General features: G+C 62.6%; 20 protein-coding genes. 9 read left to right on the top strand and 11 right to left on the bottom strand.

What is annotated here, in order from left to right:
• The first annotated feature begins 89 nt into the window (after positions 1–89).
• From E6P07_RS05855 to fliS, 7 genes are all read left to right on the top strand, one after another.
• Positions 90–1,931, top strand: coding sequence for an O-linked N-acetylglucosamine transferase family protein (locus tag E6P07_RS05855; RefSeq protein WP_246172954.1), 1,842 nt, complete (start codon positions 90–92; stop codon positions 1,929–1,931).
• Positions 1,932–1,948: 17 nt separating this feature from the next.
• A complete protein-coding gene (locus E6P07_RS05850; RefSeq protein ID WP_246172953.1) occupies positions 1,949–3,952 on the top strand; it encodes an O-linked N-acetylglucosamine transferase family protein in 2,004 nt (667 codons plus the stop codon).
• Positions 3,953–4,002: 50 nt separating this feature from the next.
• Complete coding sequence (locus E6P07_RS05845; protein ID WP_153974746.1) at positions 4,003–4,497, top strand: hypothetical protein; 495 nt, start codon at positions 4,003–4,005, stop codon at positions 4,495–4,497.
• Positions 4,498–4,724: 227 nt separating this feature from the next.
• Complete coding sequence (locus tag E6P07_RS05840) at positions 4,725–6,827, top strand: flagellin N-terminal helical domain-containing protein (RefSeq protein WP_153974745.1); 2,103 nt, start codon at positions 4,725–4,727, stop codon at positions 6,825–6,827.
• Positions 6,828–7,045: 218 nt separating this feature from the next.
• Positions 7,046–7,390: a flagellar protein FlaG gene (locus E6P07_RS05835; protein WP_246172950.1), complete on the top strand. Its 345-nt coding sequence runs from the start codon at positions 7,046–7,048 to the stop codon at positions 7,388–7,390.
• A gap of 46 nt (positions 7,391–7,436) precedes the next feature.
• On the top strand, positions 7,437–9,491 hold the full coding sequence (gene fliD, locus E6P07_RS05830) for a flagellar filament capping protein FliD (protein WP_153974743.1): 2,055 nt from the start codon (positions 7,437–7,439) through the stop codon (positions 9,489–9,491).
• Between the two features lie 194 nt (positions 9,492–9,685).
• Positions 9,686–10,087 (top strand): flagellar export chaperone FliS, encoded by a 402-nt coding sequence (gene fliS / locus E6P07_RS05825; RefSeq protein ID WP_153974742.1) that lies wholly within the window; start codon positions 9,686–9,688, stop codon positions 10,085–10,087.
• Positions 10,088–10,216: 129 nt separating this feature from the next.
• Here fliS and E6P07_RS05820 read toward each other — a convergent pair whose 3' ends face one another.
• From E6P07_RS05820 to msrA, 3 genes are read right to left on the bottom strand one after another with little or no spacing between them, the layout of a single operon-like run.
• Complete coding sequence (locus E6P07_RS05820; RefSeq protein ID WP_153974741.1) at positions 10,217–11,428, bottom strand: ATP-grasp domain-containing protein; 1,212 nt, start codon at positions 11,426–11,428, stop codon at positions 10,217–10,219.
• On the bottom strand, positions 11,418–12,527 hold the full coding sequence (locus E6P07_RS05815; protein WP_153974740.1) for a phosphoserine transaminase: 1,110 nt from the start codon (positions 12,525–12,527) through the stop codon (positions 11,418–11,420). The genes E6P07_RS05820 and E6P07_RS05815 overlap by 11 nt, the downstream gene beginning before the upstream one ends.
• A gap of 23 nt (positions 12,528–12,550) precedes the next feature.
• Positions 12,551–13,105 (bottom strand): peptide-methionine (S)-S-oxide reductase MsrA, encoded by a 555-nt coding sequence (gene msrA, locus E6P07_RS05810; protein WP_153974739.1) that lies wholly within the window; start codon positions 13,103–13,105, stop codon positions 12,551–12,553.
• Positions 13,106–13,266: 161 nt separating this feature from the next.
• Here msrA and hypF point away from each other — a divergent pair, with 161 nt between their 5' ends.
• Entirely contained in the window at positions 13,267–15,636 is a 2,370-nt protein-coding gene (gene hypF, locus E6P07_RS05805; protein ID WP_153974738.1) for a carbamoyltransferase HypF, read from the top strand.
• 5 nt (positions 15,637–15,641) lie between these two features.
• Here hypF and E6P07_RS05800 read toward each other — a convergent pair whose 3' ends face one another.
• Positions 15,642–15,986 (bottom strand): helix-turn-helix domain-containing protein, encoded by a 345-nt coding sequence (locus tag E6P07_RS05800; RefSeq protein WP_153974737.1) that lies wholly within the window; start codon positions 15,984–15,986, stop codon positions 15,642–15,644.
• A gap of 211 nt (positions 15,987–16,197) precedes the next feature.
• Between E6P07_RS05800 and E6P07_RS05795 the strand changes: the two genes are divergently transcribed.
• Positions 16,198–16,620 carry a bacteriohemerythrin gene (locus E6P07_RS05795; protein WP_153974736.1) on the top strand — a complete coding sequence of 141 codons (423 nt, stop codon included), beginning with the start codon at positions 16,198–16,200 and terminating at the stop codon, positions 16,618–16,620.
• Between the two features lie 257 nt (positions 16,621–16,877).
• Here the strand turns inward: E6P07_RS05795 and sdhA are convergent, their stop codons facing one another.
• The 7 genes from sdhA to E6P07_RS05760 form a co-directional block, all read right to left on the bottom strand.
• Complete coding sequence (gene sdhA / locus E6P07_RS05790; protein WP_153974735.1) at positions 16,878–18,641, bottom strand: succinate dehydrogenase flavoprotein subunit; 1,764 nt, start codon at positions 18,639–18,641, stop codon at positions 16,878–16,880.
• An 8-nt stretch (positions 18,642–18,649) separates the two neighbouring features.
• Positions 18,650–18,994 carry a succinate dehydrogenase, hydrophobic membrane anchor protein gene (gene sdhD / locus E6P07_RS05785; RefSeq protein ID WP_153974734.1) on the bottom strand — a complete coding sequence of 115 codons (345 nt, stop codon included), beginning with the start codon at positions 18,992–18,994 and terminating at the stop codon, positions 18,650–18,652.
• 4 nt (positions 18,995–18,998) lie between these two features.
• Positions 18,999–19,385: a succinate dehydrogenase, cytochrome b556 subunit gene (gene sdhC / locus E6P07_RS05780; RefSeq protein ID WP_153974733.1), complete on the bottom strand. Its 387-nt coding sequence runs from the start codon at positions 19,383–19,385 to the stop codon at positions 18,999–19,001.
• A 70-nt stretch (positions 19,386–19,455) separates the two neighbouring features.
• Positions 19,456–21,507 carry an HAD family hydrolase gene (locus E6P07_RS05775; protein ID WP_153974732.1) on the bottom strand — a complete coding sequence of 684 codons (2,052 nt, stop codon included), beginning with the start codon at positions 21,505–21,507 and terminating at the stop codon, positions 19,456–19,458.
• A complete protein-coding gene (galE, locus tag E6P07_RS05770; protein ID WP_153974731.1) occupies positions 21,504–22,475 on the bottom strand; it encodes a UDP-glucose 4-epimerase GalE in 972 nt (323 codons plus the stop codon). Before galE ends, E6P07_RS05775 begins: the two co-directional genes overlap by 4 nt.
• Positions 22,472–23,431, bottom strand: coding sequence for a UDP-glucuronic acid decarboxylase family protein (locus E6P07_RS05765; protein ID WP_153974730.1), 960 nt, complete (start codon positions 23,429–23,431; stop codon positions 22,472–22,474). Before E6P07_RS05765 ends, galE begins: the two co-directional genes overlap by 4 nt.
• 24 nt (positions 23,432–23,455) lie before the next feature.
• Positions 23,456–25,579: an FkbM family methyltransferase gene (locus E6P07_RS05760; protein ID WP_162008611.1), complete on the bottom strand. Its 2,124-nt coding sequence runs from the start codon at positions 25,577–25,579 to the stop codon at positions 23,456–23,458.
• Positions 25,580–25,643: the final 64 nt, after the last annotated feature.

Genomic DNA, 25,643 nt, shown 5'->3' with positions numbered 1-25,643 from the left:
ATTGAAGCCGATCCTCATTACTAATTTTCAGAATTGGCGATACCTGGAATCTTATGAATTCACTAGTCAAATTTCGAAAGACGACCATCATGCGGCTTCTGGCAAGTCAAAAATATGCTGAAGCCGAATCAGCTGCTCGTCGCTTCATCGATCTTTACCCTCAGGATCCATTTGGCTGGAAGCTTATCGGTGTCATATATTTTTATCTCGGTCGCTACAAAGAGGCCGAACACAATTTGCTCAAGTCGATTACGATTAACAATAAAGACCCAGAATCCATAAGCACACTGGGTAATGCATTACGTCAACAGGGGCGTATCAAAGAGGCGCTTGAATGCTATGATCGCTCGCTAGAAATCGATCCAGATCATTCACCTGCCCTCAATGGAAAAGGTTTGTGCTTGATGGATTATGATCGTCATGAAGAGGCGCTTGTTTGTCTTGAGCGTGCCTTGGATCTCAATCCAAAACAACCAGAGATCTATTATAATCTAGGTGGCTTGGTTGGAAAATTTGGGCGACTGATCGAATCAGTCAATTTTAATCGTAAGGCCATAGAATTAAATCCAAGATCGGCTGAGGCTTATAATAATCTAGGGCTTTCATTACAAGATCTTGGAGAAATTGACGAAGCGATAAAGGCATACGAAAAAGCCGTGGCTCTCGATCCAAAATCAGTTAGCTATTTTTCTAATCTATTATTTGCACTCAATTATCATCCAGACCGCCCTGCAGAAGACATCTTTACTTTTTATCAAGAGTTTGATCGCCGATTTAGTCAACCATATCGCGTTACCTGGCGCCCTTTCATCAATACCCCTGACCCCGAGCGACGCCTGCGTATTGGCTATGTCTCGCCCGACTTTGGATTCCATTCGATTGGTTATTTTTTAGAGCCGCTACTGGAAAATCATGATCGCAATCAATTTGAACTCACGGCTTACGCTCAACGCATTGGTTCAGATACACAGACCCTGCGTTATCGTCGCCTGGTCGATCGCTGGGTACCGACGTCGCGACTGAGCGATGACGAATTGGCCGAGCGCATCCGTGCCGATGGCATCGATATCCTGGTCGATCTGGCCGGACACACCGCCGGCAATCGCCTGGGCGTCTTTGCCCGCCGCCCGGCCCCGGTGTCGGTCTCCTGGATGGGCTATGGCTATACCACCGGACTGAGCGCGATCGATTATTTCCTCACCGATCCGGTCATGGTGCCCCCAGACGCCGATCATCTGTTTGCCGAACGGCCCTGGCGGCTGGATCCGCCCGCCCTCGCCTATCGCCCCCACCCCGGCATGGGTGAGGTCGGGCCGCTGCCGGCGCGGCGGGATGGTCAGGTCACCTTTGGCACCCTGACCCGCGGCATCCGCATCAATCCGCGCGTGATCGGCGTCTGGTCCGAGATCCTAAAAAGACTCCCCGGGGCACGCCTCGTCGTCGACAGCAAATCCTTTGCCCATGAGGCCGAACAGGCACGGCTGGCCGAGCGTTTCGCCGCGCACGGCATCGAACGCGGACGTCTGGAGATCGGCTATCACAGCCCACCCTGGGACGTATTGCGCCGCATCGACATCGGACTGGATTGCTTTCCGCACAACTCGGGCACCACCCTGGTCGAGTCACTCTATCTGGGCGTGCCCTTCATCACCCTGGCCGCGCGTCCCAGCGTCGGTCGCATCGGCAGCTCCATCCTCTGCGGCCTAGGACACCCCGAATGGATTGCCCAATCGGAGTCCGAATACATCGACAAGGCCGTGGCCTTGGCCGGCGACCTCGAACGACTGGCCACCATCCGCGCCAACTTGCGCCCCGAGTTCGAGGCCAGCCCCTGGCGCGACGAGGTCGGCTTTGCCCGGCGCGTCGAACAGGCCTATCGACAAATGTGGCGTCAGTGGTGCGCAACGGCACCGAATAATAATAAGGCGTGACGGGCGCTGGAGACTCGATGATGACGCACCGCGAGACCCCTAAGGTAGACGCCGATACCCTGCTGGCCCTATTTGAGCAGGGCCGTTATGCCGAGGCCGAGGTCAAGGCGCGTCTCTGGACCCAGCATGACCCCCAGGACGCCTTCGGCTGGAAGCTGCTCGGGGCGGTTTTGGCCAAGCGCGGGCGCCATCAGGAGGCCATCTACAGCCTGAAGACCGCCCTGATGCGGGCACCCGAGGATGCCGAATCCCTGAATGCGCTCGGTGCCGCCCTCGAGGGGCAAGGGCGATGGGAGGAGGCCGGGGTCTTCTATGCCCGGGCCGCCCGTCAGGCGCCCGGTTTTGTGGCCGCATTCTACAATCTGGCCAAGTTACTCCAGCGCCTGGGGCGCCTTGAGGAGGCGCGCTTCTACTATAAACATGCCCTGGCCATCGATCCAACGCATCTCAAATCCCTCAACAACCTGGGGGCACTGCTGCGCGACCTGGGGTATACCCAGGAGGCACTGGACTATTATCGACGCGCCCTCGCCATCGACCCCAACCAGCCCGAGGCGCTCACCAATCTCGGCAACTTGCTCCTGGGTCTCGGTGAGCTAGACGAGGCATTCGCCTGCCAAGGGCGTGCGGCTCGGCTCCAACCCGGACATCCAGAGATCCTGTCCAATCTCGCCAATGCATTGCAGCACCTCGGGCGTCTCGATGAGGCCATCGAGACCTATCATCAGGCCCTGACGCTCAAGCCCGATGATGCCGCCATCTATAGCAAGATCCTCTTTACCCTGAACTATCATCCGGATCTGCCGGCAGAACAGATCTTCAGCGTCTATCAGGAGTTCGATCGGCGTTTTGGTGAGCCGTATCGCGCACGCTGGCGCCCGCCCACCAATACCCCTGACCCCGAGCGACGCCTGCGTATTGGCTATGTCTCGCCCGACTTTGGATTCCATTCGATTGGTTATTTTTTAGAGCCGCTACTGGAAAATCATGATCGCAATCAATTTGAACTCACGGCTTACGCTCAACGCATTGGTTCAGATACACAGACCCTGCGTTATCGTCGCCTGGTCGATCGCTGGGTACCGACGTCGCGACTGAGCGATGACGAATTGGCCGAGCGCATCCGTGCCGATGGCATCGATATCCTGGTCGATCTGGCCGGACACACCGCCGGCAATCGCCTGGGCGTCTTTGCCCGCCGCCCGGCCCCGGTGTCGGTCTCCTGGATGGGCTATGGCTATACCACCGGACTGAGCGCGATCGATTATTTCCTCACCGATCCGGTCATGGTGCCCCCAGACGCCGATCATCTGTTTGCCGAACGGCCCTGGCGGCTGGATCCGCCCGCCCTCGCCTATCGCCCCCACCCCGGCATGGGTGAGGTCGGGCCGCTGCCGGCGCGGCGGGATGGTCAGGTCACCTTTGGCACCCTGACCCGCGGCATCCGCATCAATCCGCGCGTGATCGGCGTCTGGTCCGAGATCCTAAAAAGACTCCCCGGGGCACGCCTCGTCGTCGACAGCAAATCCTTTGCCCATGAGGCCGAACAGGCACGGCTGGCCGAGCGTTTCGCCGCGCACGGCATCGAACGCGGACGTCTGGAGATCGGCTATCACAGCCCACCCTGGGACGTATTGCGCCGCATCGACATCGGACTGGATTGCTTTCCGCACAACTCGGGCACCACCCTGGTCGAGTCACTCTATCTGGGCGTGCCCTTCATCACCCTGGCCGCGCGTCCCAGCGTCGGTCGCATCGGCAGCTCCATCCTCTGCGGCCTAGGACACCCCGAATGGATTGCCCAATCGGAGTCCGAATACATCGACAAGGCCGTGGCCTTGGCCGGCGACCTCGAACGACTGGCCACCATCCGCGCCAACTTGCGCCCCGAGTTCGAGGCCAGCCCCTGGCGCGACGAGGTCGGCTTTGCCCGGCGCGTCGAACAGGCCTATCGACAAATGTGGCGTCAGTGGTGCGAGGCACAAAGGCCGCGCCCTTGTATTTTGGGAGGCGAGCAGTGAGGATTGCGGAACCTAAATCCCTGCCGTCTCTGAAAGCGAGGGCCCTTGCCATGACCCAACGCCGCTGGCCGACCCAACTGGCTGCCTACCCTTATGCCCAACCGCTGCTGATCGGCTGGCAGATCGCCGATCGCGAGCGCGATGTCTATTGGAACGACTATGAGCAGGCACTCGACGCCTATCTGGCCACACAGGACCAGGACCTGACGGATGAGGAGCGTCAACGCTGGCTCGCGCTCAGTCGCGAGGGGTTTCAGTCCCTGGCCGCCAGAGGCGACCGCCATATCGGCACCAGTCTGGCCTTGATCCGCATCCACTCCGAGCTCGGCGAGCCGCAGGCGGTGATCCAGGCCATCGAGCAGATGCTCGAGATCATGCCCTGGATGGCCGAACCCCTCCCCGATGCACTGGAGCTCCATGTCAATCGCCCCTTCTTGGCCCCACTCGCCCGCTTCGAGCAGGTCCAGATCTTGGAGGGCGAACTGGGCAACTGGATCCAGTCGGGCATCCAGGCCGCCCTGGAGGCTGCCGATCGCGCGGCCTAGGCGCGGTTGAAGATGCCTGTTGTGACCGAACACCCTCTTGCCTTCGAATCACCTCCGAACGTCCGCCACGGAAGCAGGAGGTGTGATCGGCATCACACTCGGGGCGGCAGCCCGGCTCAAGCTTTGGCCACTCTGGCCGATACCCCAGTTGGATCGAAGCGATTACACCTCGGTGCGCGCGGGTGTTCAGCCGTCAGCCGAGGGTCAACACCGACAGGAGAGCAACCATGCCAATGGTCATCAACACCAACGTGATGTCGCTGAATGCCCAGCGTAACCTCACCAAGACCCAGGGCGCCTTGGGCCAATCCATGGAACGCCTGAGTAGCGGTCTGCGCATCAACTCGGCCAAGGACGACGCCGCCGGTTCGGCGATCGCCAGCCGCCTGACCTCGCAGATCCGGGGCTTTGACCAATCGGTACGCAATGCCAACGACGGTATCTCGTTGGTACAGACCGCCGAGGGTGCACTGAGCGAATCCTCCAACATCCTGCAGCGCATGCGCGAGCTGGCGGTGCAATCGGCCAACGGCACCTTCACCTCCGGCAACCGCGCCTCGCTCAACGCCGAATCCCAGCAGCTCATCAAAGAACTCAATCGCATCGCCGAAACCACCAACTTCAATGGGCTCAATCTGCTCGATGGCTCGGCGAGCGAGGTCAAGCTGCACGTCGGCGCCGACGCCAATCAGACCATCTCGGTCAACATCGGCAAGCTCGATGCCGCCAATCTAGGGATCGAAAAGACCGCCGGCGTCGGCTCCTTTACCCGCACCGCCACCGGGTCAAACGCCGCCACCGCCGTTGGCAACCTCACCCAGCTCGGCACCGGTGACCTGGTGATCAACGGCATCGCGATCCAGGGCGCCGATGCCTCGGCCGACACCGCCTCCTCGCATGCCAAGGCCGCCAGTGCCATCTCCACGGCAGCGGCGATCAACGCCAAGAGCGCCCAGACCGGCGTCACTGCCGTCGTAGGTGAGACACGGCTGGGCGGGGCGGCCATGACCGCCTCGGCGACCAGTGGCTCCATCGCGATCAATGGGGTCTCGATCACCCTGCAGACGACGGATGATGACGCCACCACCCGCGAGGCGGTGGTGCGTGCCATCAATCTGGAGTCGGAGCGCACCGGGGTCACGGCGGTCGATACCGGCACCATCGAGGGCGGCATCACCCTGGTCGCCAAGGACGGGCGCAATATCGTGCTGGAGAACACGAGCAACCTGACCGCTGCCAGCACCGGTCTGCAATTGACGGCGGGCGCTAGCGCGGCCACGATCGCCGCCGGGACCGTCACCCTGGTGTCTGCGGGCGGCAAGGAGATCAACATCACCTCGGGCGCGACCGGCCGAGCGAGCGACGCCGGATTCGTGGAAGGCAAGTACAGCGGCACCACCGTCCAGGTCGCTTCGCACCTCAACGACTCGACCACGGCCATGGCCGCGGGCAATGTCTTCGTCAATGGCGTCTCGGTGGGGCCATCCTATGCCACCGATGATACCGCCTCATCACAAGGCAAGGAGTATAGCGCCATCGCCAAGGCGGCGGCCTTCAACGCCGTGGCCGACCAGACCGGGGTGCGGGCGGTCGTCAATCAGAACATCGCCAAGAACACGGCAGCCCAGACCGCCAGTGCCGGCCAGGACGTGTCTGGTAGCATCAATGGGGTTGCCATCACGGCCTTTAGCACTTCGGGTGACACGAGTGCCGACCGTCAGGCACTGCTGCGTGCCGTCAATGCCATCTCGGATCAGACCGGGGTGCGCGCGGTCGATACCGGTGAAGATGGGTCAGCGTCCGGCGGCGGGGTGCAGCTCATCGCCGATGATGGACGCAACATCATCGTCAATCTTTCCAATAGCCAGTATGCGGGCTTCCAAACCGGCGCCCAGACCTTCGTCGGCGAGTTCACCCTGGTCTCGGACAAGGAGATCGTCATCAGCCGTGGCAAGAATGGCGATATGACCAACGCTGGGTTGCTGGTGGGCGAGTACGGCGGTGGCGAGGATGGCATGGCGATCTCCAATGTCGATATCTCCACCGTGGAGGGTGCCAACAAGGCGATCGTGGCCATCGACAACGCCCTGGAGCGCATCAACAACGTCCGCTCCGACCTGGGCGCGGTCAACAACCGGCTTGACTTCACCATCAACAACCTGATGAGCATCTCGCAGAACGCCTCGGCCTCGCGGTCGCGGATCGAGGATGCCGACTTTGCCGCCGAAACCTCGAGGCTCTCGCGCTCGCAGGTCTTGATGCAGGCCAGCCAGGCGATGCTGGCCCAGGCCAACTCGCAACCTCAGCAGGTCCTGTCGCTCCTGCGCTAAACTCAGGGTGAGATAAACTGCGGGCGTGGCCTCGAACGAGGCCCGCCCGTGCGAATCAGGAGACTAGAGCGATGGCCAGTGATTCCTTGAGTGTCAGCGGACTGACACCACTCACTCAACCTACTGGGTCAACCAGCCCGCGAACACACACAAGCCCTGAGACACAACCCAATGGCCTGACAACAGGCCCCAAGGGTCGCACCGATACCCAGCAGGGTGTGTCTGCGCACCCGCCGAACCGCAGCGAGTCCGGTCGGCTGGGTCAGGCCGATGAGGCCAAGAACGAGCTCAACCCCAAAAGCGAGCTCAACCAGGGTGTCGCCGCGACCGACACCGAAAAGGTCGAAAAGCTGGCCGAGGCCGTCGATAAAATCAACGAAATGATGCAGCAAGGAAGACAGATGCTGACCTTCCAGCTCGACGAGGAGTCGGGGCGCATGGTCGTGCGGGTGATCGACTCACAAACCAATGAAGTGATTCGCCAGATCCCGAGCGAAGAGACGCTCAAGTTCGCCAAATATGTCGATGGATTGGTCGGTCTGATTTTCAACAAAAAGGCCTGAACCGCCGGCCTGATGGACCTGGGGTTCAGACACGGGAGCAACCACCATGGCCGACAACATCATCACCACACTCGGCGCCGGTTCCGGCATCGATATCAAAACGCTCGTCAGCCAACTCACCGCCGTCGAGCGCGCCCCCAAGGAGGCGCGCTTGAATACCCGCCAGGAGCAGATCCAGGCCCAGATCTCCGGCTATGGCCAGTTGCGCAGCGCCTTCGATACCTTCAAGGGTTCCCTGACGGCCTTAAGGAACAGCGACCTCTTCAATGCCCGCTCGGTCACCGTGCCCAACTCAGACATCATCACGGCCAACAAGGTCGAACCCGGCGCCCAGACCGGCGCCTACAACCTCGAGGTCCTGGAGGTCGCCAGCGCCCAGTCCTTGGCCATGGCCCCAACCGCCGACCGTCATGCCGCGCTCAATAAGTCAGGCGATCTGACCATCCGCTTCGGCGAATGGACCTATGATAGCGGTACCGGTGTCCCCACCGGCTTTGCCCTCAACACCGAGCGTAACGCACTCACCCTCAACATCGAGGCCGGTGATTCGCTCACCACCATCGCCGATAAGATCAATGCCGCCAATGCCGGGGTCCAGGCCGCCGTCGTCAAGGTCGACACCCAGTATCAACTCATGTTGACGGCCCCCTCAGGCAAGGCGAACGCCATGGAGATCACTGCCGGACCGGGCGCGGTCGGTCTCAACGATTTTCTCTTCAATGCGACGACCCAGGGCGCCACCGAGACCCGAAAGGGACAGGATGCGCAGCTTCGGGTCAATGGCCTGACCCTGACCCGCCAAAGCAACGAGATCAACGACGTCATCGCCGGCTTTTCCTTCACGCTCAACAAAAAGGGCGCGCCTGGGGAGACCCTAACCTTCGCCATCAGCGCCGACAAGAGTGGGGTCGAGCAGGCGGTCCGGGATTTCGTCTCGGCCTATAACAGCTTCCAGAAGACCACCCAGGGGCTGATCGGCTTCACCCGCGACAAGGACGACAACCCGGTACGCGGCGGTCTCTTCGGCGACAGCACGGCCCGTACCATGATCAACCGTCTGCGCGAACAGATCGGTGGCCTGGTTCCAGGCGCCCAAGGCGGTTTCAACGCCCTGACCAACATCGGCATCCGCACCGAGCGCGATGGCTCGCTCACGATCAATGAGACCGACTTCAAAAATGCCTTCAATCACCATTTCAACTTGCTCGAGGGGCTGTTTACGGGTCAGATGAGCTCGACCAACAGCGCGGTGTCAGTCAAGGCCGGGACCTTTGTCTCCAACGCTGTCGCCGGCAGCTATGAGGTCGAGATTACCCAGGACCCAACGCGCGGACGGATCACTGGCAACGCCCTGACTCACGACTTTTCTAGCCCCCTGAACGCCTCGGTCCCAGGCGCTGACTATAGCTTTGTGATCAATGTCGATGGCACCAACTCGGGCCTGATCCAGCTCACGGGCACCTATCAGAACGCCGAGGAACTGCGTGCCGACTTGCAGGCACGCATCAACGGCGATGCCAACCTGAAGGCGGCAGGTGTCGCCTTAGATGTCGAATATGACACCAATACCAACCAGTTCAGTTTCGTGTCGCGCGAATACGGCTCGGTCTCGCGGGTGAGTTTTGGCTCGGCCAGCACCCAAATGAGCGAGCTGGGGATCGATACCGCCCTGACCGGTATCCAGGGTCTGGACGTCAAGGGCACCATCGGTGGGGTAGAGGGCTTCGGTGTGGGGAATGTCTTGCTGCCGGCCGTCGGTTCGCCTGCCTATGGCCTGAACCTGACCGTCGGTGCTGGCGCGGCCGCCCAGGGGAAATTCCAGATCAACTTTTCGCGCGGCCTGGCCGGCGAGCTGGCCAACCTCATCGACAACTTTGCCGGCACTACAGGCACGATCAAGGCCCGCGAATCCAGCCTCCAAAAGCAGCTCGATGGCCTCAAAGAGGAGCGCACCCTGCTCGACCGGCGCATGGAGAAGTTCCAAACGCGGCTCATGGCCCAGTTCATTGCCATGGAGAACATCGTCAACAGCCTGAAGGATACCGGCAAACAGCTGGATGGCATCAACGACCGCCTGCCCTTCACGGCCTCCTCGCGGTGAGCCTGGCGTTGCAGGGTCCTGGACACCAACCCGATCACAACTCACTGACCGCATGACCTCAAGAAATCGGGCCCCGTGTCGTTAAAGTCACCAAGAGTGTCGCCGACCCCACAGATCCAGCCGGATCAGCGGGTCGGCACCCTCACCCACTTGCAACGACCGACAGCTTTGGCCCGTATCCGTCGAGGTAGTCCATGTACGCAATGCGCAGAGAACTGAACCAATACCGTCAAGCCGGTCCGATTGCCGAGATCGCCGTGGCCGATCCGCATCGGCTGACTCAAATGCTGTTCGAGGGCGCGCTGGAGCGCATCGCCGTGGCCCGCGGCGCCATGGCCCAGGGCAACATCCCACTCAAAGGGCTGAAGATCGGTCAGGCGATGGACATCATCGGCGAACTGCGCAACGCGCTCGACCTCGAGCGTGGCGGCGAGCTGGCGGCCAATCTGGACGCGCTCTATGACTACATGATCCGCCGCCTAGTGGTCGGTAATGCCCGCAATGATCCGGCGGCACTGGAGGAGGTCGCGACCCTGTTGCGCGAGATCAAGGCCGGCTGGGACGCCATCCCCGAGCAGATGCGCAAGGCCTCCTGAGCCGATTCATTTCAAATCCCCCACAACCTCGGCTGCACGCAACTCCACACCCAGGGCGTGCAGCCGCGAATCGTTTGGATACCTGAAATCCTTTGAGGCACCTGAAGGGGGCAACCGCGCCTTCAGGATTCAGCCCAGACCGGGCGCTCGGCACGCGGCGGCCCTGATCAGGAACGCGCGAAACGCCGCGAAGATGCGCTGCATGGCGGCCGGTTTGTAGGGATAGAGCGCGATCGGGTCCATGTCATGCACCACCATGGCCGGATCGACCTCGAAGATCAGCAACCGCCCATCGGATGTCTCGGCGCAGTCGATCCCCAGATAGTCCAATCCGAATGCGGCCTGGATGGTCGCTAGGGCCTCGGCATGACGGCGAGCGAAATCGCGCTCGAAGTCGGCCATGAATGCGGCCTCCTCGGCGCGCTTGGCGGCGCTTTCGTCCATACCGGCGTTGAGATAGTGGATCATCCAGTGATCCGAGATCGCCAGGTGGACGGCAAAGGGCCGGCCATCGATCAGGACGACGCGGAATTTACGATAGCATCCATCTGGACTGCGATACTCGATGAAGGGCGTGACGAAAAACGCCTGACTCGACTGCGTTGCAAGGAGATTCAAGAGTGCCTCCGGCGCATCGACCTTGGTCAATCCCCGCCCGGCGTGCGAATCGAGCGGGCGCACCAGGAGCGGCCAATCGGGGCCTAAACCGCCCTCCCCCTCCGCCCAGGCCCGGAGTTGGGCACGATCGAGACGCACCGTGAGTGGGGCCCTGAGCCCCGGCTGGCCTTGGAGCCGAAGGCAGGCCCGGTCGCGCGCCACCTCGAGAATCCGGCGCGGATCGTTCACCACCGGACGCGGCCAGTCGCGCAGACGCACCGCCCAGTCCGCGAGCAACGGACGGTTGGCCTGCGCTTCCCCGATGGCGACGAACAGCACCTCATGCTCCGGGATCTCGCCCGGATCCAGCGTGGCAGGCGACCCATAGTCGAGAATAAGCTCGATGTCGCTGCCCTCGAGCAGACATTCGATGGGGACATTGGCCATGATCGCGCCCGGCGCTACGAGGGCGAGCACCCTAAGCCGGGGGGGTGAGGTGCTGGAGGCGATCCGATACTGCCGCCGTTGCTCGAGTGCGGCGCCCTGGAGTCGCAAGCCGGCCTCCGTCTGACCGAGACACTGCAAGATGATGGAGGCATCCAACAATGCCGCACTGTCATTCGGATCGGCCGCTGCACGCTGCAACAGCGCTTGACCATAGGGCACCAAATCCTCGCCTGCCAACGCCAGCCGCAGCCATCTGGCCAGCCCCAACAGGTCTGGCTGAAGCGCTCTAGATCCCATGGCGCGCAAAATCGATCATGAACTTGGCCAACCGCTCGACGGCTTGAAGCGACAGCCCGTTATAGAGAGAGGCGCGTACACCGCCAAGCGCGCGATGCCCCTTGAGTCCGCTAAACCCTGCCTGCTCGGCGCGGTCGAGAAACTCGGCCTCCCACTCGGGTCGTTTCAGCCGGAAGACGACGTTCATCCACGAGCGGTCCAGCGGACGCGCCCAGCCCTCATAGATATCCGGATAACAGTCGATGACCCCGTAGAGACACTCGGCCTTGCAGCGATTGAGCGCCCCCATGCGTTCCAGTCCACCGATGTCTTCGCGCAACCAGCGCAGCACCCGGGAGACCACATAGATGGCCAGGACCGGCGGCGTGTTGTAGACCGAACGGGCCTGGAGATGGGCCCGGTAGTCGAGGATCTCGGGGATTCCGGGTGGTACCTGCTCGAGCAGCGCCCGGCGGATGATGACCAGGGTCACCCCGGCTGGACCCAGGTTCTTCTGGGCATGGGCATAGATCAGATCGAAGCGCTCGATGTCGATGGGGCGCGAGAGAAAGTCTGACGACATATCGCAGACCCGCCTGACCCCATCGCGTCCAGGGACACAGTGAAATTGCAGACCTTCGACCGTTTCATTAGAGACATAGTGCAGATAGGCCGCCTCGGGGGAATATTCCAGTTCATCCACCATCGGCAGACGGCGAAAGCCTTGCGCCTCGCCATCCCAGAGCACCCGTACCTCACCTTCCAATCGTGCGGGGACAATGGACTTGGCGCTCCAGTAGCCGGTGCGCAGATACTCGGCCGTCCGCCCAGAACCGCGCAGGAGCAGCATCGGGACCATCGAGAACTGGAGCGTCGCCCCGCCCTGGAGCAGGAGCACGCCATAGCTGTCGGGCAGATCCAGGAGCGCACGCAGATCGCGCTCGATCTGCTCGATCAGCCCGGCAAACCAATCCGAACGGTGGCTGATGCCCAGGATCGAGAGCCCGACCCCGGGCACAGACGCGATCGCCTGCTGGGTCTCGGCCAACACCCGGGCCGGCAACACACCTGGCCCGCCCGAGAAGTTGAGCGCATTGCGATCGACAGTGGTTGCAGACATCATCGGCAATCTCGGGTCGGATTTCAGGCCAAGCGCCGTTCCTCATCGGCGATCAGCCTGCGGAAGCCCTGGCGTAGCTTGTCGAGCTTGGGGGCGATCACGGTCTGACAATAGCCCTGGTTCGGATAGCGGTGATAGTAGTTCTGATGATACCCCTCGGCTGGATAGAATGTCGGCGCGGGTTCGATGCGGGTGACGATCGGGTCCGGCCAGAGGCCGCTGGCGTTCAACCGCGCGACCACGGATTCGGCGATCAGGCGCTGCGCGTCGTCGTGATAGAAGATCACAGATCGATACTGACTCCCGACATCCGCCCCCTGACGATCCCGCGTCGTCGGGTCATGGATGGCGAAGAAGACGTTCAATAGGGTCTCATAGTCGATCACTGTATCGTCGAAAGCGATCCGGACCACTTCGGCATGTCCAGTCGTCCCAGTGCAGACCTGCTGATAGGTCGGATTGGGTGTCTGCCCGCCGGCATAGCCCGAGATCACCGACTCAACACCCTGGATCCTTTGAAAGACCGCCTCCAGGCACCAAAAACACCCTCCACCGAGGGTCGCCTCGCGTATCGCCATGCGTCAGCCCCCATGTTGCCTATAAAAAAACTCAAACTGCCCGTGCGTCTCGTACAGTCTGAATGTATCCAGGTAGAGACGCCTGGCCTTGGCGCCAAGTCTTGCCATGACCTGCCGTCTGCGATTGGACGGTCGACCCGCGGCAGACGGCGCGACACGCCATGAGCGCCGAACGCATCCGGGTGCGCGGACTGGTGCAGGGGGTCGGATTCCGCCCGACCATCTGGCGTCTGGCGCATGAACTGGGCTTGCTCGGCGACGTGCGCAACGACGGCGAGGGTGTGCTGATTCGGCTCCAGCCGGGTGATCCGAACGATACAGACGCCATCGAGCGTTTCTGCGCCCGTCTGCGCGCCGAATGCCCGCCGCTGGCGCGGATCGAGGCCATCGAGCGCACACCCTTGGATGGCCGACTCGACACGACCGCCTTTGTCATCCTCGGCAGCGACAACAGCGACATCCATACCGGCATCGTTGCCGATGCCGCGACCTGTCCGGCCTGTCTAGCCGAGATCCGCGATCCGACCAATAGGCGTTACCGCTATCCCTTCACCAACTGCACCCATTGCGGACCGCGACTGAGCATCGTGCGCGCCATCCCCTATGACCGTGCGCACACCAGCATGGCCATTTTCCCGATGTGCGCGCGCTGCCGGGCCGAATACGCGGATCCGGGCGACCGGCGCTTCCACGCCCAGCCCAATGCCTGTCCGGACTGTGGACCGCGCGTTTGGCTCGTCGATACCGAGGGGCGCGAGATCGCTCCGGCAGAGTTGGACGCAGCGGATGCCATCACTGCCGCCAGCCGTTTGCTGGCCGCGGGGCGGATCCTGGCGATCAAGGGCATCGGTGGCTTTCATCTGGCCTGTGATGCCACGAACTCGGCGACTGTCGCGACCCTGCGCCAACGCAAGCGCCGCTTCGCCAAGCCGTTTGCGCTGATGGCGCGTGACCTGGACGTGATCGAGCGGTATGCGCGTCTATCCGACCAGGAGGCCGAGTGGCTTAGATCTCCAGCCGCACCCATCCTGTTGCTCGAACGTCGCGATGACCCAACCCTGGCCCCAGAGGTCGCCCCCGCCCAGTCCAGCCTCGGCTTCATGCTCCCCTACAGCCCGCTGCATCATCTGCTGTTGGCCGATTGGGATCGCCCACTGGTCATGACCAGCGGCAATCTCAGCGACGAGCCACAGTGCATCGACAACGCCGAGGCCCTCGACCGCCTTTCGGGTCTTGCCGATGCGCTGTTGCTTCATGACCGCGACATCGTCAATCGGGTCGACGACTCGGTCTGGCGCGTCATGGATGGCCAACCGCGCCCACTGCGACGCGCACGCGGCTATGCACCCGCCCCGCTCCGACTGCCACCCGGCTTCGAATCGACACCCCAAATCCTGGCCCTGGGCGGTGAACTCAAGAACAGTTTTTGTTTGATCCGCGACGCTGAGGCCATCCTGTCGCAGCACCTCGGCGATCTGGAAGAGGCGCGCACGGCACGCGCCTATCGCGCCACACTCGCCCTCTATGGTGAACTCTTCCAACATCGGGCCGAGATCCTGGCCGTCGACCGCCACCCCGACTATCACTCCACCCAGCTCGGGCGCGCCTGGGCCGAGCGCGAGGGGCTGAGGCTGATCGAGGTCCAGCATCACCACGCCCATCTGGCCGCGGTGCTCGCCGACAACGACTGGCCGCTGGATGCTGGCCCGGTGCTCGGCATCCTGTTCGATGGCCTGGGGCTGGGCGAGGACGGGACGCTGTGGGGGGGCGAATTCCTGCTCGGCGATTATCGGAGCGCACAGCGGGTCGGCCATCTGACGCCGGCGGCCCTACCGGGCGGCACCCGGGCCATCCGCGAACCCTGGCGCAACCTGCTGGCACGCCTGGATGAGACCGGTGGCTGGGAGTACTGGCGTGCGCGTTATCCCGGTCTGGAGGTGATCCGGCGCCTGGAAGCCAAACCGCTGAACGTGGTGAGAAATCTGACGGCGCGTGGGCTGAACACGCCGCGCTCCAGCTCAGGCGGTCGTCTGTTCGACGCCGTGGCTGCCACGCTCAATCTCGGTGGCGATACCCTCAGCTACGAGGGACAGGCAGCCATCGAGCTAGAGGCGCTCGCGTCCCAGGTCTTGGGGGCCTTAGAAGGTCGGACACCGGCCCCCGAATCCGGCTACCCCTTTGCGCTCGACGACTCCGTGCGCCCCTGGCGTCTGGATCCGGCACCGCTCTGGGAGGCGCTCTTCTGTGATCTGGCACATGGAGAAGAACCGGCGCGGATCGCAGCGCGTTTTCATCTCGGCTTGGCGAGCGCCATCGTCGAGATGGGCAAACGTCTGGCGCGCGCATTTGCAGTCGAGACCCTCGCACTCTCCGGCGGCGTGTTTCAGAACCGAGTGTTGTTGGAAGTGGTCGTCAGCGGATTACGCGATCTGGGACTGAAGGTCCTCCTCCATCGTCAGGTGCCGGCCAATGACGGTGGCTTGGCACTCGGTCAAGGATGTATTGCAGCCGCTAGGGCGACCGACGCTTGAATCGATCAGACTGCGTCCGCAGGCGCGATCAGCGCAAGCACCCGTTGCCGTCCGGCCTCATCCATGGCGCGGAAAGACTCAACGAGCCTGCGCTCCTCGGCGCTAAGCGGACCAAAGTCGTCGAGCATCAACAACCAGGCCGGCGACACGTCGCCAAAGGCCTCGGCCAGCTGACAGGCCGCCTCCAGACCCATGCGACGGATCCCTTGCTCATAGTTGCTGATCCTGGACTTGGAGAACTGGTTCTGGGTGCGCTTGGACAGGTCGTTGAGCGACCAACCGCGACGCATGCGCTCGGTACGAAGGCGTTGTCCAATCCGCGCGGAGAGTTGGGCGAATTCTGCTTCCACTGTGCGAGACCCCGCTGTTTGGGCAGTTGATTTTCGATGCGTGATGGTCAGTTGTCGCTGCGAACGCCTCTAAGCAAATCCAACGCGAATCACAGTGCGCATTAGGCTATGATCAGGCAACAGCGACGCCTCGTGGCGCCGACTTGCCTCCAGCACGGAAGCCATCCCCAGGCGCGCCCGCCCTTCACTACCAATCCAGACTGGGTTTGACATGTTAAAAAACTGGTCCGACGTCTACTCGATCGGCATCGCCGAGATCGACGAACAACACCGCCGCTTCTTTGAGGCCGCCCACCGTTTGTACGAGGGCATCCTCGATCGCGAAGGCCGCGCCGCTGTGGTCGAGGCGATCTCCTTTATGCGCGACTACGCCAACCGACACTTCCAGACCGAGGAGGTCTTCATGCGCGAGCACGATTACCCCGGGCTTAAGGACCATTTGCGCCAGCACGCCGCCTTCTTCCGCTGTCTCGACGAACTGGAGAACGATCTCATGATCTTCGGCCCCAGTCAGGATTTGGCCGAGCGTGCGCTCGACATTACCCAAGACTGGCTCATCGAGCATATCTCTGATGAGGATATGCTGTACTCACTGCATGTGAAGGCGGAGCGTTCGGGCGCGACGCCTGCCTGACCAGAGGTGTCCGGCATAAATTACACAAAAACACAGAATCTGGATAGGGCTCGGTCAGAATACCTGACCGAGCCCCTCCCAGATCACCCGGCACGCGGGTCCGCACCAGGCGGTTCGAGACATTGCGGTCATGATAGATTTGGCCGGCGGGATGGCCCAGTAAAGACATGCCACCCTCCGTGCGGAAGTGGAGTTGAAGCAGGACACCAGCGTCGTTCCTGTTCGAGCAGGATGTCAGGGCTTGTCGCCCAGCGCGGTCAGTACACCCGCTCCCTCGGCGGGAAGGCGTCGACGGTCAGGGGTTTGGTGCGCACCGGCTTGTAGTCCATGCGCTCACCGTCGCGGTAATAGAGGCTGTGCTTGAGCCAGGTCTGATCATCGCGTTTGGGGTAATCGGGCCTTGAGTGTGCACCGCGGCTCTCGCGGCGGTGGAGGGCAGAGACGGCGATCGCCAGGCCCACGTCGACCATGTTCTCCAGCTCCAGCGCCTCGATGCGCGCCGTGTTGAAGACCCTGGAGTGGTCGGTCAGACGCACCTCGGCCAGCTCGGCGCGCAGCTCACGCAGACGCGCGACGCCCGCGGTCATGACCTCCTCGGTGCGAAAGACGCCGGCGTGATCCTCCATGCATTTACGGAATTCGGCGCGCAGCTCCTGCACCCGCCTCCCCTTCCCCCGCTGCTCCCAACGCGCCAGACGTGCCCTGGACTGCTCCAGGCTCGCCGGATCCGTGGGGCGCGGATAGGGGTTGTCGCGGATGAACTCGATGATGTCCCTGCCCGCCGCGCGTCCAAAGACCAGGATATCGAGCAGCGAGTTGCCGCCAAGCCGATTGGCGCCATGGACCGAGGCGCAGGCGCACTCACCCGCCGCATAGAGCCCGGGCACCACCTCTTCCGAGCCCTGTCCCGCGGGCATGACCACACGCCCGAAACGATCGGTCGGGATCCCGCCCATGACATAGTGCGCGGTCGGGAACACCGGGATCGGCTCCACGACCGGATCGACCCCGGCGAAGATCCGGCTCAGCTCGCGGATGCCCGGAAGTCGCTTGGCAATGACGGATTCGCCGAGATGATCGAGCTTGAGCAGCACATGATCGCCATGCTCGCCGCAGCCGCGCCCCTCCTTGACCTCGGTGACGATGGCGCGCGAGACCAGGTCGCGGCTCGCCAGATCCTTGGCGTGCGGCGCATAGCGTTCCATAAAGCGCTCGCCGTGCTTGTTGATCAGATAGCCGCCCTCGCCGCGCGCCCCCTCGGTGATCAGCATCCCCTTGCCGGCGATACCGGTCGGATGGAACTGGAAGAACTCCATGTCCATCAGCGGGATGCCGGCACGCAGGGCCATGGCGCAGCCGTCTCCGGTATTGATATGGGCATTGGAGGTGGTGCGGAAGACCTGACCACAGCCGCCGGTGGCCAGCAGCGTCGCCTTGGACTCGATCAAGAGCAGCTCGCCGGTCTCGATCTCCAGCACCAGGGCGCCGCAGATGCTGCCCTCGGCGTCGCGTACCAGATCGATGGCGAAGAACTCATCGAAGAAGTGGGTGCAGGCGCGGATGTTCTGCTGATACAGGGTATGCAGGATGGCATGTCCAGTGCGGTCCGCCGCCGCGCAGGTGCGCGCCGCCTGCTCGCCGCCGAAGTTCTGGCTCTGACCGCCGAACGGGCGTTGATAGATCTTGCCGTTGTCCAGCCGCGAGAAGGGCACGCCGGCATGTTCCAGCTCATAGACTGTAGGGATGGCCTCACGGCACATGAACTCGATGGCATCCTGGTCGCCCAGATAGTCCGAGCCCTTGACGGTATCGAACATATGCCAGTGCCAGGAATCGGGCAGCACATTGCCCAAGGCCGCATTCACCCCGCCTTGGGCGGCGACCGTGTGCGAACGGGTCGGGAACACCTTGGAGACGACGGCAACGCGCAGATCCGCACCGGCCAGCTGGAGCGCGGCATTCAATCCGGCCCCGCCGGCACCGATGATGAGGGCATCGAAATGACGTGTCGGAAAATTCATACTAGGACCTACCGCCCAAGACCGGCGGTGATGATCGCCTTCAGGAACCAAAGTCCGGAGGCGAGGATGATAAAGACGAAGCCCGTCATGAGCCCCAGACGCAGCCGGGTGGGATGCACATAATCGATCAGCACATTGCGAATGCCGACCCAGGCATGGATGAGCCCGAGGGGCACACCGAGCATCAACGCCATGGCGACCACTGGATGCGCCACCCAGGCCACCAGTTCGGCATGATCGGCGGGGGCGTCGAAGATAAACTTGAGCAGCAGATAACCGGTGAGAAAGGCCAGATAGATGGCCGTGGTGCGCTGCAACAGCCAGGCCATGAGTCCGGAGGCTTGACGGCTCATGGGTTCAGTCTCCCAGCAGGAACGACAGGATGATGGACAGCACCAGCAGCACGGGAGCGGCCTGGAGCGTGAGGCGGGCAGTCTGGCGTGACTGCGCACGGTCGAGGCCGACGCCGTAGTCCAGGAACAGATGACGGATCCCGGCCATCAGATGATGGAACAGCGCCCAGAGCAGTCCGAGCAGCGTCAGTTTGGTGGGCCAGGCCTCTAGGACGGCGACGGTCGCCGCGAAGCCCTCGGGTCCGGACAAGGCCTGATGGAACAGGATGGCGACGACCGGGATGGCGAGTACCATGAGCACACCGCTGACGCGATGGAGGATGGAGACGACACCTGAGAGTGGCAGCTTGATTCGCCACAGCTCGAGAAACACAGGTCTGGGAGTCGGCATCTTGGCAGGGATCCATTCTCTTGTGCGGTGCAACAGAATATCGAGTGATCACCCAATCCGGCAACCACCCTCACATCCTCAGCATGGCGCGCGCGGTTCGAAGCAGCGGGGCTGGGAGTCGTCGCTTGAGCCACATCAGCGCCGGATAGGGCAGGATCCGCACCAGCTGGTACGGATGAAGGGCACGCAGCAGGCCAGAGAGCCGGACGACCTTGGATGACATCAAGAGACGGACCAGGGTTGTGCTGTTGGCCAGACTACCCTGGCGCCAGCGGGTGATCTCGCCGCGTCTGGTACGTGCACCGAGGTGATAGCCTAGGGCCTCAGAGAGGCTCAGCGGCGGGGCGAATGGACGCAGCCGCCCGCTTGGATCGGGCGAATAGGGGAAGTCGCCGATTGCGCGCGCCAGCAATGCGCTCGGGTGCTCGACCAGGAATTGCAGGCGAGCGAAGGAATGGGGCATGAGCGCCAGGATCTCGGGCGGCGTCAGCCACTGACTAAGACGCGCGCTGAACCAGTGGATACCGGCGCGCAGCGCATCGAGCCCCCAGGATCGGATCTCCTCGCCCTCGGCATTGAGGAGGGGATAATAGACGCCGTCGCCTAGGGCATAGCCCAGGGTGGTGCCATGATCGGCAGCGGTGAGGCATTCGACGAGCTCACGCAGAGCGGTCGGGTCACGCCAGAACTGACCGGGCTCAAAGGCAAAGGCGGTCTTGCGGTTGCTGAGTGGGTCGGCGCGCCCCTCGGCCATCAGTCCCCAATACAGCCCCTGGAAGCGGACTTGTCCCGGACCCCTCGCGTTCACAATCGCATGTAACGAATCCTGGATGGTGCCGCTCCAACCGACATCGACCAGACAGACCGGATCGCCGGCAGTCAGCCCTTCCTGATCCAGATAGCCCAGCAGATGCGCGCGCTCCAGGGCCGACTGTTCGAGGACGAGCGCCTTGAGTTCGGGGTCGGAGAGGAACTGATGGCGCAGACGTCGCCGGGTACGGGCCGCCAGCGGCGCCTCGGGCGCCCCCTGGAGACCGGTGAGCGCCTGGAGCTGTTCGACGAGGGTCTCGGGCCGGGCGCTCAGACGCTGGGCGATATCGAGGAGCGAGAGCTCGCGGTGCGAGACCAGGATCCAATCCACCAAGGCGGCATAATCCTGATCGACGCAGCGATGACAGGCGAGACGCGAGGCGTATAGATAGCGGAGCTCCAGGTCGTCCGGTTCGAGCCGGCGGGCGATCTCGAGCAGCACCTGACCATCGCGTGCCAGAAAATAAAGCCGCTCGTGGCCTTGGACGCGCGCCTGAGCGATCACCCAATGCACGAAGGGCACCAGCAGAGGCGCGGCATAGAGGGCACCCAGGCGGGCGCGCTCGGAGTCGAGCGTTAGACGGCCCTCGCGAAAGAGTCCCGCCGAGACCTGCCAGCCGAAGTCGTCCTCATTGGCGCCGAAGGTCTCGTCGGGCGTCAGATGACAGGCCGCAAACAGGGTCGCCTGACAGCCCAGCTCGCGCGGGCGTAGGACATCGCTGATCGGGTTGTCGCCGATATGCTGGATCTCGCTGAGCGCCACACCCTCGACCTCGGCCACATGCGCAAACAGCCGCCCTGAGGCCTTGTTGAGCTTGACCTCGGAGGAGAGATAGAGCGGTGCCGCCTCCAGCAGGAACGGATCGATCCCATCGAGCAGGCGTTTGAGATCCTGCGGGCGCAGATACATGTCCGAGATCAGCACCACCCGCTCGCCGCGTTCGACCAGGGCATGGAACCGTGCCAGCATCTCGGGGACGCCATAGAGCAACTCGGCCTCGGCAGCCAGCTCGAGCCCCATCAGACGCGCGATGTCGCCCTCTTTGAGTCTATGTCGCCGCCCGAGACAGGCATAGATGTCGGCAAAATCGATCTCCTCGACTTGAAGTGCGGCCTTGGGATCGCGCGCGCGGGCCTCGATCCGGGCCGCATACTCGGCCGCCACCCGCTCCTGAGCGAAGCGCCGGCAGAGTTCGAGCGGCAGCCCCTGGGGATCGGCCAGCAACTCGCGTTGGAGATAGACGAAGACCCCCCGGGGGGTGGCGACCCGGCGGGTGATCAGGGTATCGAAGAGATCGAATGAATAGATCATCTGGACTGATGCCATCTCCAGGCATGTTCGATGATCTCATCCAGCGTGCGATAACGCGGCACCCAACCGAGCAGACGCCGCGCCTTATCGGCATCGGCATAGAGCACCGGCGGATCGCCGGGACGGCGCGGGCCGATCTCGTAGGGGACCGGGCGACCAGTGACGCGCTCGATGGCGGCGATGACCTCCAGCACCGAGGACCCCTGCCCGGTCCCGAGATTGAAGGCGCCGCTCACCGCGCCCGCGCGCAGATGGGCAAGACCCTCGACATGGGCCCTGGCCAGATCGGCGACATGGATATAGTCGCGGATACAGCTCCCGTCCGGGGTTGGATAGTCGGTGCCGAAGACCTGGAGCCTGGGGCCGCGTCCAGCGACCGCCTGGAGTGCCAGTGGGATGAGATGGGTCTCGGGGTCGTGATCCTCGCCGATCTCGCCCTCGGGATCGGCCCCGGCGGCATTGAAATAGCGCAGCGCGATCCAGCGCAGACCATGCGCCTGCTCGAAGTCGGCCAGTATCCGCTCGACCATCAGCTTGGAGGCACCATAGGGATTGATCGGGCGCTGCGGATGGTCCTCGGTGATCGGGGTCCGCTCGGGGATGCCATAGGTCGCGCAGGTGCTCGAAAAGACGATATGCGGGATGGCGTGATCGCGCATGGCCTCGAGCAGGGTCAGGGTCCCAGCGACATTGTTGCGGTAATAGCGCCCCGGATCGCGCACCGACTCGCCGACATAGGCATAGGCAGCGAAATGGACCACCGCCTCAGGACGATGGCGTTCGATCACCGCGTCCAGACAGGCGCGGTCGCTGATGTCGCCGATCACGAGCGGTCCCCAGCGTACCGCCCATTCATGACCATAGACCAGGTTGTCGAGCGCAATCGGACGATAGCCGGCCTGGGCCAGCGCCTTGCAGGTGTGGCTGCCGATATAGCCGGCGCCACCCGTCACCAGGATCGGGATCATGCCAACCCCCGCCGCAACAGGTCTTCAAAATAGAGGATGGTCTGCTTGAGCCCCTCCTCAAGCGACACCCGCGGCTCCCAACCGAGGAGCTCGCGTGCCCGGGTGATGTCGGGCTGACGCTGGGTCGGGTCGTCCTGTGGCAGTGGCCGGTAGACGAATTCAGACCTGGAGCCCGTGAGTTCGCGGATGTGCTCGGCCAGTTGGCGCATGCTCAGCTCGGTAGGGTTGCCTAGATTGATCGGTCCCGTGATCTCGGCCGGGCTGGCCATGAGCCGCAGAAGGCCCTCGATCATGTCGTCGACGAAACAGAACGAGCGCGTCTGCGAACCGTCGCCATAGAGGGTGATCGGCTCACCCTTGAGCGCCTGGACGATGAAGTTCGACACCACCCGTCCATCGTTCGGATGCATCCCCGGACCATAGGTGTTAAAGATGCGCGCGACCTTGATCTCGAGCCGGTGCTGGCGGTGATAGTCAAAGAATAGGGTCTCGGCGCAGCGTTTGCCCTCGTCGTAACAGGCGCGCGGGCCGATGGGATTGACCCGGCCCCAATAGGTCTCGGTCTGCGGATGACACTCAGGATCACCATAGACCTCGCTGGTCGAGGCCTGCAGGATCCGCGCCTTGGTCCGCTTGGCCAGACCCAGCATGTTGATGGCGCCGTGCACGCTGGTCTTGGTGGTCTGGACCGGGTCGATCTGATAATGAATAGGCGAGGCAGGACAGGCGAGATTGTAGATCTCATCGACCTCGACATAGAGCGGAAAGGTGATGTCGTGGCGCATCAGCTCGAAGTGCGGATGGCCGAGCAAATGGCTGATGTTGTCCTTGGTGGCGGTATAGAAGTTATCGACGCACAGGACCTCGCAGTCCTCCGCGATCAAGCGCGCGCACAACCGGCTGCCGAGAAACCCGGCCCCACCGGTGACCAGGACCCGTTTATGTAATGTCTTCATAGGGGTCGATCCGCATGGTTTGGATCAGGACACCGACTCGCCCACCCCAAGGGTGTCGAGTCGCGGATAACAGATCAGCACGAAGTCGGCAACCGGTGAATTTAGATCCAGACGCCTGAAGCCGAAGTAATAGCCAAACCCCAGCGACTCGAGCCAGGGCTTGATCTCGAAAAAGTCCTTGGGATGGTGATAAACACTGACGATGAGGGCCGGGCGATAACGCCTGAGGGTCGCGACGGCGCCGCGCAAGGCCTCCTGTTCCAGTCCCTCGATGTCGAGCTTGATGAGTACCGGGCGCAAGCCATGACGCTCGACCAGGGCATCGATGGTATCGAATTCGCAGCGCACCCGACTCACGCCGCCATGGGTGACCTCGTCGCGGAAATCGCTCAGCAGACTGCTGCCCTGATCGGGGAAGTCGTGGGCACCATGGTGCTGGATCTCGAAATGGCCGCGATGGTCGTGTAGCCCCAGGGGTTCGGGGAGGATACGCCCCTCGAGACCGAAACGTGTGATGTTCTCACACAGACGTTTGAAATTGACCGGATCGGGCTCGAGCGCCAACACCCGGGCCTGCGGGCAGGCCTCCGCCAACTGCACCGCCGAGTCGCCGATGAAGGCCCCACCATCGATCACATCGCCCCCGGCGCGGATGCGGGCCTGGATGGTGCGCGGAAAGGCCTTCAGACCATAGAGCGCCTCGAACACCTCGGCCGAGAGCCAGGGGTATTCGTCCAAAAATGCCTGATAGCGCGCGGCAACCCGGGGTGCTGGACGGGTATTTTGGCGGAAGCGCTCGGATGGACGCCACAACAGCTCCTTGTGGAGCAAAAAGCGGCTGTAATCCGGACAGGCGGGCAGATAGTCGTCATAGATGCGCACGAAGGTCTCGACCAGGGCGCGGTCGTTCTCGGACAGACCACGTTGGAGGGTCGCCAGGCGCTCGGGGATGTCTGCATGCTGGACACGCAGATACTCGCGCCAGAAATGGACCCAATAGGTCGCCACCGTCTGGTAATTGTGGAACAGATCCAGACAGCGCGGATCCATGAACCGCTGACCAAGTCGGTGTTTGAGGGCCTGAAGGCGTGGATGTTGTGTGAACTGATGGCGAAGGCTGCGGATCCGAGTGCGCAGACGTGCGCGCCCGGATGACAGATACCGTTGAGCCGTCAGCTGCAGGGCCAGCGCCCGGTGGGCGCCGCGGCGGTAGAGCGGCGAGGCGAAGATGCGCTCATAGAAGCGGATCGCCTCGGGGTCGAGCAGATGCGGATAGTCGCGCACGAAGCGCTCCTCGTCGGACGAGAGTCCGTCGAGGATGCCGCGATAGGCGAGATACCGGAAACGCGGCTCGATGTCGCGGGTCCAGAAATATTGCAGGCCCATCTTGTACTGCATGAAGTCCTGGAACACTGCCTCATAGACGCCCTGGGCGCGAAAGAGCGCGATCCCTTCCTTGAAGATGCGAAAGATGTCGAGGTGATGGCGCCCGCGGTGCCACATGATCGAACCCGGACGCATCCGGTATTTGTAGAGCTTTTCGGGCAGGACCACGACCTTTTCGGCCGCCAGCAGCACCTGCCAATGATAGACGTTGTCGTCGAATTGTAGACCGTCCGGAAAGCGGAAGTTGTGTCTGTGCAAAAACGCCATGCGGAAGAACTTCGACCAGGTGTAGTGGTAATGCAGGATCTCGAGCTTTTGCTCGAGCCGGGTCTTGGGTTCCAGGCTCCAGCTGTCGAAATCGTAGTACCAGTTGTCGAACTCGCGTCCCTCTTCGAACATGACATGCTGAAAGACGATGAAATCGGCCCCGGTGCGCTCGATCTCCTCGACCAGGCGCGTGATGGCCCCTGGGCGCAGCATGTCGTCTGAATCGACGTGCAGCAGATAACGCCCCCGGACATGGTCCAAGGCCGTATTGCGCGTCGAGGCCAGACCGCGGTTGGTCTGATGGACGATGCGGATGCGCGGATCGCGCTGTGCGTACTCAGCGAGGATCGCGGGCGACTCATCGGTCGAGCCGTCGTTGACACAGAGGATCTCGAGATCGGTAAAGTCCTGGGTGATGATCGAATCCAGACAGTCCCGCAGATAGGGGGCAACGTTATAAACGGGCAGCGCCAGGCTGACAGTGGGAGAATGCATAAGGCTCCAGGGTGCAAAAAACGGCGAGCCACAATGAGGTCGCCTGAGTGGTTTCGAGAGGGCC

The organism is Thermochromatium tepidum ATCC 43061 (assembly GCF_009664085.1).
Lineage (GTDB): Bacteria > Pseudomonadota > Gammaproteobacteria > Chromatiales > Chromatiaceae > Thermochromatium > Thermochromatium tepidum.
The sequence above is the reverse complement of the archived record's forward strand: the minus strand, read 5'-3'. Positions and strand labels throughout refer to the sequence as shown.

Coding starts and splice junctions, on each gene's coding strand:
- E6P07_RS05855 (WP_246172954.1), top strand. CDS start 90: ATGCGGCTTCTGGCAAGTCAAAAATATGCTGAAGCCGAATCAGCTGCT.
- E6P07_RS05850 (WP_246172953.1), top strand. CDS start 1,949: ATGATGACGCACCGCGAGACCCCTAAGGTAGACGCCGATACCCTGCTG.
- E6P07_RS05845 (WP_153974746.1), top strand. CDS start 4,003: ATGACCCAACGCCGCTGGCCGACCCAACTGGCTGCCTACCCTTATGCC.
- E6P07_RS05840 (WP_153974745.1), top strand. CDS start 4,725: ATGCCAATGGTCATCAACACCAACGTGATGTCGCTGAATGCCCAGCGT.
- fliD (WP_153974743.1), top strand. CDS start 7,437: ATGGCCGACAACATCATCACCACACTCGGCGCCGGTTCCGGCATCGAT.
- fliS (WP_153974742.1), top strand. CDS start 9,686: ATGTACGCAATGCGCAGAGAACTGAACCAATACCGTCAAGCCGGTCCG.
- E6P07_RS05820 (WP_153974741.1), bottom strand. CDS start 11,428: ATGGGATCTAGAGCGCTTCAGCCAGACCTGTTGGGGCTGGCCAGATGG.
- E6P07_RS05815 (WP_153974740.1), bottom strand. CDS start 12,527: ATGTCTGCAACCACTGTCGATCGCAATGCGCTCAACTTCTCGGGCGGG.
- msrA (WP_153974739.1), bottom strand. CDS start 13,105: ATGGCGATACGCGAGGCGACCCTCGGTGGAGGGTGTTTTTGGTGCCTG.
- hypF (WP_153974738.1), top strand. CDS start 13,267: ATGAGCGCCGAACGCATCCGGGTGCGCGGACTGGTGCAGGGGGTCGGA.
- E6P07_RS05795 (WP_153974736.1), top strand. CDS start 16,198: ATGTTAAAAAACTGGTCCGACGTCTACTCGATCGGCATCGCCGAGATC.
- sdhA (WP_153974735.1), bottom strand. CDS start 18,641: ATGAATTTTCCGACACGTCATTTCGATGCCCTCATCATCGGTGCCGGC.
- sdhD (WP_153974734.1), bottom strand. CDS start 18,994: ATGAGCCGTCAAGCCTCCGGACTCATGGCCTGGCTGTTGCAGCGCACC.
- sdhC (WP_153974733.1), bottom strand. CDS start 19,385: ATGCCGACTCCCAGACCTGTGTTTCTCGAGCTGTGGCGAATCAAGCTG.
- E6P07_RS05775 (WP_153974732.1), bottom strand. CDS start 21,507: ATGATCTATTCATTCGATCTCTTCGATACCCTGATCACCCGCCGGGTC.
- galE (WP_153974731.1), bottom strand. CDS start 22,475: ATGATCCCGATCCTGGTGACGGGTGGCGCCGGCTATATCGGCAGCCAC.
- E6P07_RS05765 (WP_153974730.1), bottom strand. CDS start 23,431: ATGAAGACATTACATAAACGGGTCCTGGTCACCGGTGGGGCCGGGTTT.
- E6P07_RS05760 (WP_162008611.1), bottom strand. CDS start 25,579: ATGCATTCTCCCACTGTCAGCCTGGCGCTGCCCGTTTATAACGTTGCC.